The 16,615-nt window shown below is 61.0% G+C and carries 16 protein-coding genes and 1 tRNA gene; 7 read left to right on the forward strand and 10 right to left on the reverse strand.

The window, feature by feature from the left end:
- The first annotated feature begins 118 nt into the window (after positions 1 to 118).
- The 6 genes from galU to ACXAEK_RS04810 all read left to right on the forward strand — a co-directional run bounded on the left by galU (position 119) and on the right by ACXAEK_RS04810 (position 7,418).
- Entirely contained in the window at positions 119 to 1,012 is an 894-nt protein-coding gene (galU, locus tag ACXAEK_RS04785) for a UTP--glucose-1-phosphate uridylyltransferase GalU (RefSeq protein WP_475040186.1), read from the forward strand.
- A 47-nt stretch (positions 1,013 to 1,059) separates the two neighbouring features.
- Positions 1,060 to 2,043, forward strand: a complete 984-nt coding sequence (galE, locus tag ACXAEK_RS04790; RefSeq protein ID WP_475040187.1) for a UDP-glucose 4-epimerase GalE — start codon at positions 1,060 to 1,062, stop codon at positions 2,041 to 2,043.
- Positions 2,044 to 2,045: 2 nt separating this feature from the next.
- Positions 2,046 to 3,086, forward strand: coding sequence for a glycosyltransferase family 2 protein (locus tag ACXAEK_RS04795; protein WP_475040188.1), 1,041 nt, complete (start codon positions 2,046 to 2,048; stop codon positions 3,084 to 3,086).
- A 205-nt stretch (positions 3,087 to 3,291) separates the two neighbouring features.
- Positions 3,292 to 4,278 carry a glycosyltransferase family 2 protein gene (locus ACXAEK_RS04800; RefSeq protein ID WP_475045185.1) on the forward strand — a complete coding sequence of 329 codons (987 nt, stop codon included), beginning with the start codon at positions 3,292 to 3,294 and terminating at the stop codon, positions 4,276 to 4,278.
- Complete coding sequence (locus ACXAEK_RS04805) at positions 4,275 to 5,975, forward strand: DUF5927 domain-containing protein (protein ID WP_475040189.1); 1,701 nt, start codon at positions 4,275 to 4,277, stop codon at positions 5,973 to 5,975. Before ACXAEK_RS04800 ends, ACXAEK_RS04805 begins: the two co-directional genes overlap by 4 nt.
- Positions 5,976 to 5,981: 6 nt before the next feature.
- On the forward strand, positions 5,982 to 7,418 hold the full coding sequence (locus ACXAEK_RS04810; RefSeq protein ID WP_475040190.1) for a sulfotransferase family 2 domain-containing protein: 1,437 nt from the start codon (positions 5,982 to 5,984) through the stop codon (positions 7,416 to 7,418).
- Positions 7,419 to 7,510: 92 nt separating this feature from the next.
- Here the strand turns inward: ACXAEK_RS04810 and ACXAEK_RS04815 are convergent, their stop codons facing one another.
- From ACXAEK_RS04815 to ACXAEK_RS04850, 8 genes are all read right to left on the reverse strand, one after another.
- On the reverse strand, positions 7,511 to 7,975 hold the full coding sequence (locus ACXAEK_RS04815) for a PTS sugar transporter subunit IIA (protein WP_475040191.1): 465 nt from the start codon (positions 7,973 to 7,975) through the stop codon (positions 7,511 to 7,513).
- Positions 7,976 to 8,027: 52 nt separating this feature from the next.
- Complete coding sequence (hpf, locus tag ACXAEK_RS04820) at positions 8,028 to 8,585, reverse strand: ribosome hibernation-promoting factor, HPF/YfiA family (protein WP_475040192.1); 558 nt, start codon at positions 8,583 to 8,585, stop codon at positions 8,028 to 8,030.
- A 272-nt stretch (positions 8,586 to 8,857) separates the two neighbouring features.
- A complete protein-coding gene (lptB, locus tag ACXAEK_RS04825) occupies positions 8,858 to 9,616 on the reverse strand; it encodes an LPS export ABC transporter ATP-binding protein (RefSeq protein WP_475040193.1) in 759 nt (252 codons plus the stop codon).
- Positions 9,616 to 10,128, reverse strand: coding sequence for a lipopolysaccharide transport periplasmic protein LptA (lptA, locus tag ACXAEK_RS04830; RefSeq protein ID WP_475040194.1), 513 nt, complete (start codon positions 10,126 to 10,128; stop codon positions 9,616 to 9,618). Before lptA ends, lptB begins: the two co-directional genes overlap by 1 nt.
- A 3-nt stretch (positions 10,129 to 10,131) precedes the next feature.
- On the reverse strand, positions 10,132 to 10,731 hold the full coding sequence (lptC, locus tag ACXAEK_RS04835; protein WP_475040195.1) for an LPS export ABC transporter periplasmic protein LptC: 600 nt from the start codon (positions 10,729 to 10,731) through the stop codon (positions 10,132 to 10,134).
- Between the two features lie 23 nt (positions 10,732 to 10,754).
- A complete protein-coding gene (locus ACXAEK_RS04840) occupies positions 10,755 to 11,723 on the reverse strand; it encodes a KpsF/GutQ family sugar-phosphate isomerase (protein WP_475040196.1) in 969 nt (322 codons plus the stop codon).
- On the reverse strand, positions 11,720 to 12,334 hold the full coding sequence (locus tag ACXAEK_RS04845) for a ribonuclease D (protein ID WP_475040197.1): 615 nt from the start codon (positions 12,332 to 12,334) through the stop codon (positions 11,720 to 11,722). The genes ACXAEK_RS04840 and ACXAEK_RS04845 overlap by 4 nt, the downstream gene beginning before the upstream one ends.
- Positions 12,335 to 12,494: 160 nt before the next feature.
- Positions 12,495 to 12,581 (reverse strand) — tRNA-Leu (locus tag ACXAEK_RS04850).
- Between the two features lie 217 nt (positions 12,582 to 12,798).
- On the opposite strand from ACXAEK_RS04850, the gene hemN reads away from it, so the two are divergent.
- Positions 12,799 to 14,154 carry an oxygen-independent coproporphyrinogen III oxidase gene (hemN, locus tag ACXAEK_RS04855; protein WP_475040198.1) on the forward strand — a complete coding sequence of 452 codons (1,356 nt, stop codon included), beginning with the start codon at positions 12,799 to 12,801 and terminating at the stop codon, positions 14,152 to 14,154.
- A gap of 337 nt (positions 14,155 to 14,491) precedes the next feature.
- Here the strand turns inward: hemN and ACXAEK_RS04860 are convergent, their stop codons facing one another.
- Both ACXAEK_RS04860 and nirK read right to left on the reverse strand, forming a co-directional pair.
- Positions 14,492 to 15,286 carry an SUMF1/EgtB/PvdO family nonheme iron enzyme gene (locus tag ACXAEK_RS04860; protein WP_475040199.1) on the reverse strand — a complete coding sequence of 265 codons (795 nt, stop codon included), beginning with the start codon at positions 15,284 to 15,286 and terminating at the stop codon, positions 14,492 to 14,494.
- Positions 15,287 to 15,361: 75 nt separating this feature from the next.
- Positions 15,362 to 16,486, reverse strand: a complete 1,125-nt coding sequence (gene nirK, locus ACXAEK_RS04865; protein ID WP_475040200.1) for a copper-containing nitrite reductase — start codon at positions 16,484 to 16,486, stop codon at positions 15,362 to 15,364.
- Positions 16,487 to 16,615 lie beyond the last annotated feature (129 nt).

The following is a 16,615-nucleotide window of genomic DNA, read 5'->3' on the forward strand; positions in this document are numbered from 1 at the left end:
GGGAAGCCTGGATGCACCATTCCGAACTGGTGGGGACAGCCAGGCCGGCGGGACTTTGGTCTCTCCCGAGTGAGCGGGACTGCATAGCCGGACTGGGTTTTTAATTTGAGAGAACAACATGCGTAAAAAAGTGACGAAAGCGATTTTTCCGGTTGCAGGTATGGGAACGCGGTTCCTGCCGGCAACGAAATCCGTACCGAAAGAAATTATGACCTTGGTCGACCGGCCGCTGGTTCAATATGCCATCGACGAGGCGCGCGCGGCCGGGATCAAGGAATTCATCTTTGTCACCTCGCGCGGCAAGGGCGCTTTGGAAGATTATTTCGACCATTCGCCTGTGCTGGAGCAGGAACTGCGCAAGAAGGGCAAGACCGAACTTCTGGACCTGCTGCAAAGCACCAATATGGAGTCGGGCGCGATTGCCTATATCCGCCAGCACAAGGCATTGGGCCTGGGGCATGCTGTTTGGTGCGCCCGCAGGCTGATCGCCAATGAACCCTTTGCGGTGATCCTGCCGGACGATGTGATTGCCGCGGAAAAGCCCTGCCTGCAGCAGATGGTAGAGGCCTACGAGGAAACCGGTGGAAATATGGTGGCAGCCATGGAAGTTCCGCCCGAAAAGACCTCTGCCTATGGTGTGCTCGATGTGAAGGAAGACATGGGGCAGGTGGTTGCTGCAAACGGCATGGTGGAAAAACCAAGTGCCGAGGAGGCGCCCTCGAACCTTGCGGTGATCGGACGCTATATTCTTTCTCCGTCGGTGCTGAAGAATTTGAACAAGATGAAACAGGGCGCGGGCGGCGAGATCCAGCTGACGGATGCCATTGCGGAAGATATCGCCAAGGACGTCCCGGTCTACGGCTACCGGTTCCGCGGCCAGCGGTTTGATTGCGGCTCCAAGGCCGGGTTCTTGCAGGCGACGGTCGCCTTTGCGCTGGCACGGGACGAATTGCGCGACGATCTGATGAACTATATCTCCGAGATTGCGCAGGTCGGAAAGGCCGCACAGTAACCACTCTGGCCGCGCTTAAGGGTGCGGCCCAGCATGGGGCAAAGACATTGGCAAATATCCTGGTGACCGGCGGTGCCGGCTATATTGGCTCGCACGCCTGCAAGGCGCTGAAAACGGCGGGCTATACGCCTGTGGCCTTCGATAATCTCGTGACCGGCTGGCAGGACGCGGTCAAGTTCGGCCCGTTTGAGAAGGGCGACCTGAGTGACCGTGCGCGCCTGGATGAGGTTTTCGCCAAATACCAGCCGGCCGCGGTGATGCATTTTGCAGCAATCAGCCAGGTTGGCGAGGCGATGACAATGCCCGGGCGCTACTGGGCCAATAACACTGGCGGGTCGCTGAACCTGATTGAGGCTGCAGTGGCGGCGGGCTGCCTGGACTTTGTGTTCTCCTCGACCTGCGCCACCTACGGCGAGCATGACAATGTGGTTCTGGATGAAAATACGCCGCAGCAGCCGCTGAACGCCTATGGCGCGTCCAAACGCGCGGTTGAGGATATCCTGAAGGATTTCGGCGCTGCGCATGGGCTGCGATCGGTGATCTTCCGCTATTTCAACGTCGCGGGTGCCGATCCCGAGGCCGAGGTGGGCGAGTTCCACCGCCCCGAGACCCATCTGGTGCCGCTTGTGCTGGATGCAATTGCAGGCAAGCGCGATGCGCTGACCATCTTCGGGACGGATTATGACACGCCGGATGGCACCTGCATCCGCGACTATGTGCATGTCTGCGACCTGGTGGATGCACATGTGCTGGGGCTGAAATGGTTGCAGGACGGCAAAGGCAGCCAGGTTTTCAATCTGGGCACGGGGTCTGGGTTTTCGGTGCGCGAGGTCATGGACAAGGCCGAGGCCGTGACCGGGCAAAAAGTGCCCTGCAACACCGGTGAACGGCGGGAAGGGGATTGTACCAAACTGGTCTCAGGCTCGACGCGTGCCATTACTGATCTTGGCTGGAAGCCGCAGCGATCCACACTCGAAGTCATGATTGCTGATGCTTGGAAATGGCATAAGACCGGCCACTACGAGGCCTGATCATGTCCCGCGCCGCCGTTCCTGATCTGCCGCCGCCGGGTTTGACCGGTGCCTACAGGATGCGGTGGAAACGGCGGCGGATATTGTGGCGCGCCCTGCGGGCCAGGCGGCAGATGGCCAAGCTGGCAGACCGGACAGCGCATATTCCGGGGCAGGGTGTGCTGGTGTTCCTTGTTCTGCGCAACGAAGCCAGCCGTTTGCCCTATTTCCTGGACCATTACCGCCGCCTGGGTGCGGTGCATTTTCTGGCCGTGGACAATACGAGCGATGATGGCAGCGCCGAGCTGCTGGCGGAACAGCCCGATGTGTCGCTGTGGCAGACCGGTGGCAGCTACCGCGAGGCCCGGTTCGGCCTGGATTGGCTGGGCTGGCTCCTGATCCGCTATGGCCATGGGCGGTGGTGTCTGACCGTGGATGCGGATGAGCTGCTTGTTTACTCGGGCATGGATGAGCACGGCCTCAATCAGCTGACGCACAAGCTGGAGCAGCGCGGGCAGGACGGCCTTGGCACCCTGATGCTGGAACTCTTTCCCAAGGGGCCGCTGGGCACGCAAAGCTATTTTCCGGGGCAAGACCCCCGTGAGGTGCTGCCATGGTTTGATGCCGGCCCTTACAGAGCGCAGAGACAGCAGCCGGCGGGCAATCTGTGGGTGCAGGGCGGGGTCAGGGAAAGGGTCTTTTTCGCCAGCGCGCCAGAGCGGTCGCCGACCCTCAACAAGATCCCGCTGATCAGGTGGAACCGCCGTTTCGCCTATTTGAATTCGACGCACTCCCTGCTGCCGCCGCGGCTGAATGCGCTGTACAGCGGTCCGGGTGGCAGCGAGCTTTCCGGAGTGCTGCTTCATACGAAGTTCCTGCCGGAAATTGTTTCCAAATCGGAAACGGAAAAGAGCAGGCGGCAGCACTTCCATACGCCGGAACAGTTTGACGGCTACTATGACCGGATTTCTGAAACCCCGGACTTGTGGCGCCCGGAAGCGGTCCGGTACCGTGATCATGAGCAATTGGCTGAGCTGGGGCTGATGCAGCCTATCGTTTGGTAATGGGTCCTGACCCTAGGCGCCGAACGCGAGGAAATTGTTGCAGCCAGGCCGCCAGGCCGCGTAACTGTTTCTAAATTCATTGTTAATAGAATTGCGCCGTGACATATTGCGCGGAAGCTTGAGGCAGGCATTAAAACCTGGGCAGGTGAGCGCGCTCCCTGGAAAATGATTTGGAGTGAACGTGGGGCTTTGGGATTCTTACCGGATGCGGTTGCGGCGCAAGCGGCGCCTGATCCGTGCAGTGCGAAAATCCGGAGAGCTTACCCCCGTTCAGGATAACACGGCGGCAATTCGCCCTGGGGATATCCTGCTTGTGTGCACCATGCGCAATGAGCAGATCCGGCTGCCTTATTTCCTGCAATACTACCGCGGCCTGGGGATCAATCATTTCCTGTTCGTTGACAATGGCTCAACGGATGGCAGTGCGGACTACCTGCGCGGGATGCAGGATGTTTCCCTGTGGCATACCACGGCCAGCTACAAGCGGGCAGGCTTTGGGATCGACTGGATGAACTACCTCAAGCGCAAATATGCGCATGACCATTGGGTGCTGGTGGTCGATCCGGATGAGTTCTTTATCTACCCGTTCTGCGACACGCGGCCGATCCGGGCGTTGACCGACTGGCTGGACAATTCGGCAATCCGAAGCTTCTCGGCGATGCTGATCGACGTTTACCCCAAGGGCCGCATTGGCGAGGTGCCGTATCAGGCCGGGCAAAACCCGCTGGACATTGCCCATTGGTTCGACAGCGGCAACTACACGATTACCCGCAATCAGGAATATGGAAACCTGTGGATCCAAGGGGGGCCGCGGGCCCGTGTGTTCTTTGCTGATCAGCCCAATAAGGCCCCGGCGCTGAACAAGATCCCGCTGGTGAAATGGCACCGCCGCTATGCTTATGCCAGTTCAACCCATGCGCTGCTGCCGCGCGGTCTGAACCAGGTTTACGAAAGCGATGGCGGCGAAAAGGCAAGCGGCGCGCTGCTGCATACCAAGTTTCTGGATACGTTTGGCGCAAAGGCGCAAGAGGAGCTGGTGCGCGGCCAGCACTATGCCAGGTCCGCCGAGTACAAGGCCTATGCCGGCAAGCTGGCGGAGCAGCCGGAGCTGTGGTGCAAATGGAGCGAAAAATACATCAACTGGCGCCAGCTTGAGATTCTCGGCCTGATGTCCAAGGGAAACTGGGCATGAGCACGGTCGGGGTTGTCATGCTGGTGCATACGGCGCTGGAGCGCGCGGCGCAGGTGGTGCGCCATTGGACCGCCAGCGGCTGCCCGGTGGTGCTGCATGTGGACCGCAATGTCGGCAGCGAGGTTTTCAAGCGGTTCCAGGAGGCGCTGGCAGATGATCCGCTGGTGAGGTTTTCGGCACGCCACCGCTGCGAATGGGGCACCTGGGGCATTGTGGCGGCGTCGCAATCAGCGACCGAGGTAATGCTGGCGGAGTTCCCGGAGGTGCGCCATGTCTACCTTGCCTCCGGGTCCTGTTTGCCGCTGCGGCCTGTTCAGGAGCTGATTGACTATCTGGCGGCGCGCCCGCGCACCGATTTCATCGAAAGCGCGACAACGGCGGATGTGCCCTGGATCGTCGGCGGGTTGAGCCATGAGCGGTTCACGCTGCGGTTCCCGTTTTCGTGGAAACGGCGCCGCTATCTGTTTGACCGTTATGTGGATCTGCAGCGCAAGCTGCGTTTCAAGCGCCGGATTCCGCCTGGTCTGGTGCCGCATATGGGCAGCCAATGGTGGTGCCTGACCCGGCAGACCCTGTCGGCCATTCTGCAGGATCCGGAGCGGCCGGTTTATGACGCGTATTTCCGCAAGGTCTGGATTCCCGATGAAAGCTATTTCCAGACCTTGGTGCGGCAATATTCCAGCAGCATCGAAAGCCGCTCCTTGACGCTGAGCAAGTTCGATTTTCAGGGCAAGCCGCATATCTTCTACGACGACCACCTGCAGCTTTTGCGACGGTCAGACTGTTTCGTGGCGCGCAAGATCTGGCCCCATGCGGAGCGGCTGTATCAAGCCTTTCTGACGGATCAGGCCGGGGCGATGAAGAAGACAGAGCCAAACCCCGGCAAGATCGACCGGATCTTTGCCAAGGCGGTTGAACGGCGCACCCGCGGCCGCCCCGGCCTTTATATGCAGAGCCGGTTTCCCGGGCACGGATCAGAGAACGGGATCACCTCCAGCCCCTATTCGGTGTTTCAGGGGTTTTCCGAACTGTTTGACGACTTTGAAACCTGGCTGGCCAAAACAACGGGGTCCCGGGTGCACGGGCATATCTTTGCACCGGAAGGCGCCGAGTTTTCGGAAGGCCAAAGCTTGATCAACGGCTGCTTGAACGGCAATGCCAAAGCCCGCGACTACAATCCGGAAAGTTTCCTCACCAGCCTGATTTGGAACACTCGCGGCGAACGCCAGTGCTTTCAATTCGGCCCGCGCGACAATCAGGCAGTGAACTGGCTGGTTGCCCGGGATTCCAATGCGCAGATTTCTGTCATCAGCGGCGCCTGGGCGGTGCCGCTGTTCAAGTCCAACCGCAACTTTGCAGAGCTGAGGCAGGAAGCCGCCAAGCTCCAGCAGGTCGAGGCTGAACAGTTGCAGGTCCTGCGCTCCCAGTGGACCAAGGCGAGGGTGCGGATCTGGACCATGGCGGAATTTGTTGAGGCCCCGATGGAGCCGATGCAGACCATCGTTGACGAGATTGGCCCGCTGGCAGCCAGGCATCTGAGCGAAGCGCCGAAAATGACGGACCTGGATGGCTTTGGCCAGTTCCTGCAGAATCTCAAGAACCAGGGCATGCACCCCTATCTCATGGGGGATTTCCCGGTGGGGCAAAGCCCGGTCAATCACACCAAGCCACAGCGCAAACCCTATCTGGTAAGATAAACTCCGATGTCTCGTTCGTCCTTCGACTACTTTACAGTCTTTGCTGAAATGCGCACTGGTTCCAATTTTCTGGAAACCAATTTGAATGCCTTTGACGGGATCGCCTGCCACGGCGAAGCCTTTAACCCGCATTTCATCGGCTATCCGAACAAAACGGATGTCCTGGGCATGACCCGGTCCATGCGGGAGGCTGATCCGGCACGGCTGATCCGTAAGATCAAAGAGGATCCCGGCGTGCTGGGAGGGTTTCGCTACTTTCATGACCATGATCCGCGGGTTCTGGACCAAATCCTGGAGGACCCGCGCTGCGCCAAGATTATCCTGACCCGCAATCCGCTGGACAGCTATGTGTCCTGGAAGATCGCCAAGGAAACCGGGCAATGGAAGCTGACCAATGTAAAGCGGCGCAAGGATGCCAAGGCGCGGTTTGAGGCGGCGGAATTTGCCGCCCATGTGGAAGCGCTTCAGGATTTCCAGGTCACATTGCTGAACCGTCTTCAGGCGCTGGGGCAGACGGCCTTTTATGTGGCATACGAGGATTTGCAGAGCCTGGAGGTCATGAACGGGCTGGCCAGCTGGCTGGGCTGTACCCAGCAGCTGGAGGCGCTGGACGACAGTCTCAAGCGCCAGAACCCGGCACCGGTTTTGGCGAAGGTCGCCAATCCGGATGAAATGCAGGAAGCGCTTTCGGGACTGGACAAATTCAACCTGACCCGCACCCCGAATTTCGAGCCGCGCCGCGGGCCGGCCGTGCCTGGCTATGTGGCCGGGGTGGTGACACCATTGCTGTACCTGCCTCTGAAAGGCGGCCCCGAAGCGGAGGTCACGGCGTGGATGGCCGGGCTGGACCGGGTGCAGCCGGAGGGGCTGATCCAGGGCATGAACCAGAAGCAGCTGCGCCAGTGGAAGCGCGGCAACAAGGGGTTTCGGAGTTTCACCGTTTTGCGCCATCCGGCGGCGCGGGGGCATTCGGTGTTCTGCCGCCGCATTCTCAACGCAGGTGAAGGCAGCTACCGGGCCATTCGCAGCACTTTGCAGCGCCAGTTCGGCCTGGCATTGCCGGAAAACGGCCCCGGCGAGGGGTACTCCAAGGCACAGCACAGGGAGGCTTTTGCCGGCTTTCTGTCGTTCCTTAAGGCCAATCTTGCGGGGCAGACCTCAATCCGGGTTGATGCCGAATGGGCCAGCCAGAGTCAGGCGCTGGCAGGGTTTTCCGAATTGGCGACCCCGGATCTGTTGATCCGGGAGGCGGAGATGTCCGAAGATCTCCCGGCTTTGGCCAAGAAGCTGGGGCGGATGGAACCAGGCCCGGTTGCGGCCGCGGCACCGGACGTTCCGTTTTCCTTGGCGGATATCTATGACGCAGAGCTGGAGGCGCTGATCGCGCAGATCTATCAGCGCGATTATCTGGCCTTTGGGTTTGGACCCTGGCAAGACGCTTAATCCAGCGGTCAGACAGCCGGAGGCCCAGCTGCAGGCGTCAGCAGGGAGCGGCGGCGTCTAAGGCAGCTGGCAGCCGCGAGGCCGGCAGCTTCTTAAGCGGCTTGGACCGATTGGTCCTCTGTCAGGATGGTATAAAGAGTGGCCGGGTCGTGATTTGCACGCAGTTTGGTGCAAAAGCTTTGCTCGCGCAGGGTGCGGGACACCAGTGCCAGTGCCTTCAGGTGCTCCACCCCGGCGTCCTCTGGTGCAAAGAGTGCAAAGGCGATATCCACGGGCTGGCGGTCCACTGCGCCGAAGTCCAGCGGCTTTTCCAGGACGAGAAAGACACCGCTGACCTGGCTGATACTGTCCAGCCGGGCATGCGGCAGCGCAACACCGTGCCCCACGCCCGTCGGGCCGAGGCTTTCACGGTCCAAGAGCGCCTCGACGGTGGCTTGGGCGTCCAGCCCATAGGCGGATTGAGCGATATCCGAGATTTCCTGAAACAAGCGCTTCTTGCTTGAGGCCGCACCGATAACCCGGACGGCCTCTGGCTTGAGGATGCTGGAAATCTGCATTTCTTCTGCTCCGTTCCGGCGCCCCCTGGGGGCGCCGATGCCTTAGTTGTGTTTACGGATCGATCCAGCCGATGTTGCCGTCGTCGCGGCGGTAGACCACATTCAATCCGTCTTTGCCTTCATTGCGGAAGACCAGAACCGGTGCGCCTGCCAGCTCCATCTGCATCACCGCCTCGCCAACTGAGAGGGACGGGATGCGGGTCTCCATTTCGGCGACGATGATCGGCTGCAGCGAGTCTGGTTCCGTTTCCGCTTCCTCAGAGGCGAGGATATACGAGTTGGCGCCCAGATGTTCAACCGGCTCGCTGCGGTCCTTGTGATGGTCCTTCAGGCGGCGCTTGTAGCGGCGCAGCTGCTTTTCCATCTTTTCGCAGCAGCCCTCAAACGCGGCGTAAATCTCCGTTGCGTGCGCCTTGGCCTGGGCGGTCAGCCCGGTGGACAGGTGCACGGTGGTTTCACACACATATTCATGCGCCGAACGGGAAAAGACCACGGCAGCGTCGGTCGGTCGTTCGGCATATTTTTGAACAACCGAACCCAGCTCAGTCTGCACATGTGTTTGCAGAGCTTCGCCGATGTCGATCTGTTTACCGCTGATTTTGTAACGCATGTGATCTCCTTCACGAATTATTGCGGCCGGGCTTGCTGCCAAGGCAATCCTTGGCAGTGTCACGTCAAGTCCGGATCCGGGGGGCAGGCAAAGCATCCGGTTGCATCCGTCCGGCCCTTGTCACCAAGGCTGCTAAGCGGAATGCATCGGTCTGCGCGTATGCCATGGGTCAATTCCACGGCAAGTGGGCGGGAGAGTCAATGCATAACCCTGAAAAAAGAATCATGCGTTTCAGGCAGATTTTTCCGGTCTCAGGCGAGCGGCAGACGGGGTCAGGAAATGCGGAAATTATCGCCCAGGTAGACCCGGCGCACGTTTTCGTTTTCCACCACTTCCTCGGGGCTGCCGGACATCAGGACCTGGCCGTCGTGCAGGATATAGGCGCGGTCAACAATCTCGAGCGTTTCGCGCACATTGTGGTCGGTGATCAGCACCCCGATGCCGCGTTTTTTGAGGTCCGCCACCAGGTGGCGGATATCGCCGACCGAAATCGGGTCGACGCCTGCGAAAGGTTCGTCCAGCAGCAGGTATTTCGGATCGGCGGCCAGGCAGCGGGCGATTTCGACCCGGCGGCGTTCGCCGCCCGATAGCGCCAGGGCAGGGGCGCGGCGCAGGTGTTCGATCGAGAAATCGGACAGCAGCTCTTCCAGCCGTTCGCGGCGTTTGTGCTCGTGTTTTTGCGAGATATCCAGAACGGCAGAGATATTGTCCTCGACCGACAGGCCGCGGAAAATCGACATTTCCTGCGGCAGGTAGCCGATTCCCAGCCGTGCGCGGCGGTACATGGGCAGGCCTGTCACATTCTGGCCGTCGATGCTGACGGTGCCGGCCTCGGGAAACACCAGGCCCGCAATGGCGTAAAAGCTGGTGGTCTTGCCAGAGCCGTTCGGACCCAGCAGCGCCACCACTTCGCCGCGGTTCAGCGACATGGAGACGTCCCGGATCACAACCCGCTTGCGGTAGGACTTGCGCAGCCTTTCGATATGCAGCCCGGAGGAGCCTTCGGTCACTGTCAGATTGGGTTTCGCCATCAGTTGCCGCCGCCGCTGGGGTTCAGAATGGTTTTCACCCGGCCTGCCATTTTGGCGGTGCCGGAGGTCAGGTTCACTTCCAGCCGGTTGGAGGCCAAGGTGCCGCTTTCCTGATTGAGCAGCACGTTGCCGGTCATCACGATGGTGCCCTGGTCGATGGTGTATTCAGCGCGCTGCGCTTCGGCGGCGTCAGGACCGCTGACCAGCACGACATTTCCAGTGGCTTCCAGCCGCTCAATGCCTGCTTTGGCGTTATCCTCTGCTGCGGTCTTGTAGATCACCAGAACCTTGTCTGCCGACAGGCGCATTATTCCCTGCACGATCAGCACATTGCCGGTGAATTCAGCAGATCCGTCAGCCTGGTTCACAGCCAGGTTGTCGGCTGTTACCTCAACCGGCTGGCTGGGATCCGCCTTCACTGCACCAAAGGCAACGGATGCTGTCTGCGATGCCGCCAAGCCGGGAAACACGGCCAGCGGCAGGCAAAAAATCAATGCGCGCAAATAAGACACAGGTTATCTTTCTGGTTTCTGGGGATCATATAGCAGCTTCACCCCGTTTTTGAACAGCATATGGACCGGCCCGCCTTCGGTTTTTGCTCCGATCCGCATATTACCAGCGGTCAGCTCGCCGATTGCGCCGGTTGCGCGCACGGGACCCGGACTGTCGGCTTCCAGCCCGCTGAGTTCGGTGTTCAGCTCGTCGGTTTCGACGACCAGCCCGTCTGAAGAGGTGATGGTCACATTGCCGGTGAATTGCGCAGTGTTCCTGCCGGGGCGGATCGAGCCGGTTTCCGAGGCAAGTGTGATCCGGCCGCCTTGGGCCAGTCTGATCTCAGCGGACAGGCTGGTCGCCACCGCTGGCGCACCGTCGCCCCCGGGACGGGCAAGTTCGGCCGTGACCATGATTTCGTCCCCCTGCGCATTGGTGCCGGAAAAGAAGGGCGCGGTAACCTGCTGGCCTTTCATCCGGTCCTCGATTTCCTTCTGCGCGAAAGGGATAACCGCTTCGGTGTTTACGCCGCGGGAAATCAGGAACAGGGTCGACAGCAAAACGAGGGCCGCCAAAGGCAGCAAAACCTTGAGGTAGGCGACGGCTCTGGAGTAGCTGTCCATGCTTTGCTCCTGCCAGACGGTTGTCAGCCCAGGCCTGCGCGCAGGCAATCGTGGATGTGCAGCAAGCCCTCGGCTTTCCGCCCGTTTTGCGGATCGACCACAAACAAACAGGTGATCTTGCGCTGGTTCATTATGGCAACGGCCTCCTGCGCCATGGCGCCAGGAGCGATGGTAGCCGGGCTTGCGGTCATCACTTCGGCCGCGGCTTTGTCCAGAAGGCCGTCCATGTGGCGGCGCAGATCGCCGTCGGTGATGATGCCGGCCAGGGAGCCGTCCGCGGCGGCGACACCTGCGACGCCGAAACCCTTTTGGCTGATTTCGATCAGAGCGTCGGCCATTGGCGTGGCTTCGGAGACCAGCGGCAGGGCATCGCCGGCATGCATCAGGTCGCGCACCTTGCTAAGCTGGGCGCCCAGCTTGCCGCCCGGGTGGAAGTCGCGGAAGTTCTCCGGGCGGAAATCGCGGTGTTTCATCAGCGCAATCGCCAGCGCGTCGCCCATCGCCAGCGTCAGCGTGGTGGAGATCGACGGCACCATGCCAAAGCCGCAGGCCTCACCCATCGCGGGGATCTGCAGATGCACGTCGGCCTGTTTCATCAGCGTGCTGTCCATCTTGCTGGACAGCCCGATCAGCGGGATGGCAAAGCGGCGGGTGAAGGCCAGCAGATTGGCCAGTTCCGGCGCCTCGCCCGAGTTGGAGATCGCCAGCACCACGTCGCCCTCAGACAGCATGCCAAGGTCGCCGTGGCTGGCCTCGGCCGGGTGCACGAAATAGGCCGGCGTGCCGGTGGAGGCCAGCGTCGCAGCGATCTTGTGGCCGATATGGCCGGATTTGCCGATACCGCTGACGATGATGCGGCCCTTGGCCTGCAGGATCAGCTGCACGGCTTCGGCGAAACGCTCATCCAGCCCTGCGGCCATGGCGTTCAGTGCCTTGGCCTCATCGGTGATCACCTGCCGGGCGGTGACGAGGAATTTTTCAGTATCGGTCATGAGTGGGCAAAGATGTCCGTTTCGGGCCAGCCGGCCAGGTCCAGCTTGGCGCGCGTGGGGAGGAAATCAAAACAGGCCTGGGCCATTTCGGTACGGCCCTCGCGGGCAAGGCGTTTATCCAGTGCGTCGCGCAGCTTGTGCAAGTGCAAGACGTCAGAAGCCGCGTAGTCGAGCTGCGCGTCGGTCAGCTCTGCGGCGCCCCAGTCGCTCATCTGCTGCTGCTTGGAGATGTCGATGCCCAAGAGTTCCTGAGTCAGGTTCTTGAGGCCGTGGCGGTCGGTATAGGTGCGCACCAGGCGGCTGGCGATCTTGGTGCAGTAGACCGGCGCGGCCAGGCTGCCAAAGGCGTGGTGCATCGCGGCGATGTCAAAGCGGCCGAAATGGAAGATCTTCAACACATTGGGGTCTTCCAGCATCCGGCAAAGGTTGGGTGCTGCAGTCTGGCCCTTTTCCACCTGCACGATATGGGCATTGCCGTCACCGCCCGACATCTGAATCACGCAGAGCCGGTCGCGGTGCGGATTCAGTCCCATGGTTTCGCAGTCGATGGCAACAATGGGCCCAAGGTCCAGCCCGTCAGGCAGGTCGTTCTTATACAGATGGTTTGCCACAGGAGTTCCCTTTTGATGATCACCGCGCCGGCAGGTGCTGGAGTGGAAATAGGGGCTTTGGCAGCCAAACTCAACTGCAGCAGGGGATGCTGGTTTATAAACCGCATTTCCTGGGCCCCGCCATTAGCGAAGCATACCTGGTATTTGCAATCTTGGGGAATGGTGCCCAGGAGAGGACTCGAACCTCCACGTCCATACGGACACTAGCACCTGAAGCTAGCGCGTCTACCAATTCCGCCACCTGGGCAGGTGTCGTGAGACCGGCGTATAAGCGGAGTCGCAGGCAGCGTCAAATGGAAAATATGGGTCTTGGGCGATTTTCTGAGCAACCGCCCGGGGGACGGTTTTCCATTGTAAATCCAGCGTGTTGACGGAAGTACCGTGATTTTTGCGATTCCAGATTTCAGTGCGCTGGTTTGATCCTGCGCAAAGTGGAGATTTTGCAAAAGGGGCATAGGAAAGTCATGAAACAGATTGACCGCCTCCAAGCCCTTGGGCTGTTCGACAGCCGGGTGCCCCGCTATACCTCTTATCCGACCGCGCCGGTATTTTCCGCAGCCGTTGGCGCTGCGGAACAGGCCCGCGAGCTGCAGGCGCTGGATCCGGATGTGCCGGTCTCCGTCTACCTGCACATCCCGTTCTGCGAGCGGCTGTGCTGGTTCTGCGCCTGCCGCACGCAAGGCACCCAGACGCTGAGCCCGGTAGAGAGTTATATCGGCACGCTGGAGCAGGAGCTGAAGCTGGTGGCGCCGCTGTTGCCCAAAGGCTTGCGGATGGGGCGGATGCATTGGGGCGGCGGTACCCCGACCATCCTGCCGCCCGCATTGATCCACCGGCTGGCCCAGGCTGTAAAGGCTGTGTTCCCGCATACGCAGGACTGGGAGTTCTCGGTAGAGATCGACCCGACCATGGTGGACCGGGACAAGATTGCGGCACTGGCGGCAGAAGGTATGAACCGGGCCAGTATCGGTATTCAGGATTTCGATCCGCTGGTGCAGCAGGCGATCGGCCGGGCGCAGCCGTTTGATGTGACGAAGGCCTGTGTAGAGGACTTGCGGGCAGCGGGGATCAACTCTTTGAACGCTGATCTGGTCTATGGGCTGCCGCATCAGACACAGGCGCGGATGGCGGACACAGTGGCGAAAGTGCTGAGCCTGGAGCCTGACCGGCTGGCGCTGTTCGGCTATGCACATGTGCCCTGGGTCGCCAAGCGGCAGAAGCTGATCAAGGAAGAGACGCTGCCTGACGATCTGGCCCGCTATCATCTGGCCGGGCTGGCGGCAGAGAAATTCGCCGAGGCGGGGTTTGCGGCTATTGGTATCGACCATTTCGCCAAACCCGGTGACGGGCTGGAGGTGGCGGCCCGCACTGGCCATCTGCGCCGGAACTTCCAGGGTTACACGGACGACACCTGCCCGGCCCTGATCGGCTTTGGCGCTTCTTCGATCTCCAGGTTTGCCGGAGGCTACATCCAGAACGCCGCCGCAACACCCGCCTATGTGCAGCGGGTCGAGGCCGGGCAGCTGGCTGGCGCACGCGGCCATGTGATGAGCCAGGAAGACCTGTTGCGCAGCCGTGCCATCGAAATGCTGATGTGCGGGTTCCGGCTCGACAGGGCTGAGCTGCAGCGGCGTTTTGGCGGATTGGCGGCAACATTGGATGCGGATCTGGCGCAGATTGCGGCCCGCTTCGGCGATCTGGTGCGCCTGGATGCAGAGGCGCTGACGATTTTGCCCGGAGGCCGTCCGCTGACCCGGATCATCGCCAGCTGCTTTGACGCGCATGTGCCCGAGGGCGTACGCTACAGCCGGGCGTCCTGATCCGGTAACAAGGTGCTCCCGCCTGTTTCAGGGCCTCCTGAGGGAGGCCCTATTCAGTTGGGCGCGGCGCTGTGCTGATGCACAGCGCGGCCGCCGCCCGTATCACCGGATCCCGATCGCGGGCACCGGGGCCGGAACCAGGGGTGCAGCGGCGGCCGGGTAAGGTTTGCATTCGAGGCGGGGAAGGCAGGCCAAAGGGCTGAAGGGCTGTTTCAGGCAGGCTTCGTTCAATGTCATAGACGGGACAGGCAGCGCAGCTGCCGGGCCCAAGGCCGCCAAGGGGCGCCGGCGCAGCCGGAGCCCCTGCGGGCGCGGGAGCGCTCCGGCCGCGGTTTTGTCAGCCGTCCTTCACCAGCCTGAACCCCAGGTAATCCGGAGGCAGTCCGACTGCACAGCCGCCAACGCTGGCGTCGCGGATAAAGTCGATCACCACCGCTCTGTGCCGGCCGCCAGTGATGCGGGCGCTGCAATAGGGGTCGCCAAGCGCAAGGCTGCCGTCCTTCTGCACCTCGCCGTTTTGCATACAGCCGCCGGTCCATTCCCAGATGTTGCCGCCAAGCCCGGTAAGGCCGTTGCTGTTGGCGCCGGGCTCGCTTTTGGGATCCTGTGCGGGTCCTGGCAAGCCGCGCAGGGTGACACCCCGGGCGTATTGGCGCAGCCAGCGCTGAGCGGGATCGCCGTTATCTGCTTCGACCGCCTCATCGCCAAAGATTTCTGCTGCAGCGAGTTGCCATTCTGCTTCGTCCGGCAGCCGCCAGCTATGCCCTGTCTCCTTGGAATACCACTGAGCGTAGGCGGTGGCATCGTGCCAGCTTACGTGGGTTTGCGGCAGGCTGCTTTCTGCTGGGGTGCGGTCTGCCTGCTTGCAAGCCCCCGCTGCCACACAAGCGGAGTAATCTGCAACGGAGACCTGATGCTTCATGATCTCAAAGCTGGCGACATGGCGTTGCTGTTCCGGCGGCACCACGGTTTTGCCATTGCGGTGAAAGTTCCCGATCGGACGGTAGGGAATAGTGTCTGCTGCTACGAATACGGTGGCGGCCAGTGGTGCCGGATCCTTGACCGTAGAAAACCATAGGCCCGGAATGCCAATGGCGGCGGCCAGCCCGGCGGCAATCAGTTCCACTTTCATTTCAGCATCCCTTCATGGCAAAACGGGCGGCCGCAGTATGCAGCCGCCCTGTCCAGTTTCTGCTCCGGCTGAAGATCAGGAGCCGGAGTATTCGGTCGGGGCGACCACCTGTTCCATCAGGTCGTTATTCCACTCGCCTTCGACCACCACGTGCGCGGTTGCGCCGAGGTTGACCGCTTCGATCAGGTTGTGGTTCACGTAGGCATAGACGCCCGGCTGCAGGAACTCATAGAGCGCTGCCCCGGCAGAGCCGCCGCGGATGAACCAGGTTTCCAGATCGCGGTCCGGCACGTTGTTGAATTTGCCGGCTTCCCAGACCAGGTCGCCGTGGCCGCCGATCAGGTGCGGGCGGCTGTCGCGGTTGGCCTGGCTGTGGACAAACAGCACTTTCTCGCCCTGCTTTGCCTTCATGGCGTTTTCACCAGTGAGAGCACCCACTGCGCCGTTGAATACCACATGGCTGGGGATCAGGCCGTTCATGACTTCCAGTGTGTCCGGATAGCTTTCGCCGACGTCTTCATAGCGGATGTAGTCGCCGTTTTCGTCCTTTGGAATGTAGAACTCGTTTTCGCCGATGTAGTAGACGCGGTCGTATTTCACCGGATCGCCATTGTGGTCCGACAACCCTTCGCGCGGCAGCACCATGATGGTGCCGGCCATGCCCGAGGCGACGTGCCAGGGGATCATGGGGCCGCCCGGCGCGCAGTGGTAGACAAAGGTGCCGGGGCGGGTTGCTTTGAAACGCAGCACCGTTTTTTCGCCCGGGTTCACCAGGGTCAGCGCGCCGCCGCCCAAGGCGCCGGTTGCAGCGTGGAAGTCGATATTGTGCTGCAGCATGTTTTCCGGCGGGTTGATCAGGGTCAGTTCGACATAGTCGCCCTCATGCACCACCATCATCGGCCCGGGAATGGAGCCGTCAAAGGTCATGCCCTGCAGGTAAGCGCCCTGATCGACCTCGATTTCCTTTTCGACGATCTTCATTTCGAATTCGACGATCCGGGGTTCCCCCGGTGCCACCTGTTCGTGCTCATGCACGAAGGGCGGGGCGACCAGCTCGCGCTTGATGCGCTGCAGGCTCGACAGGTCCACTGGCGCAGCGGATTCGTGAACGGTGGTGCTTTCGGCCTTGGCGGCTTTGGCAAGCACAGGCAGCGCTGCTACGCCGGCTGCCCCCATCAGTGCGGCTCTGCGGGTCAGCATGATATTCTCCTTTCGGTGTCTCAAATGCTGTGTTGCCCGGACTTTAGACGCACCGCCGGCACCGGATATTGCACTTGATCAACCTTCGGATAGGTTTCTCGATGTCGAGATAAGAGGTTTTTCAAATGC

This window comes from Leisingera sp. ABM4_101 (assembly GCF_056158725.1).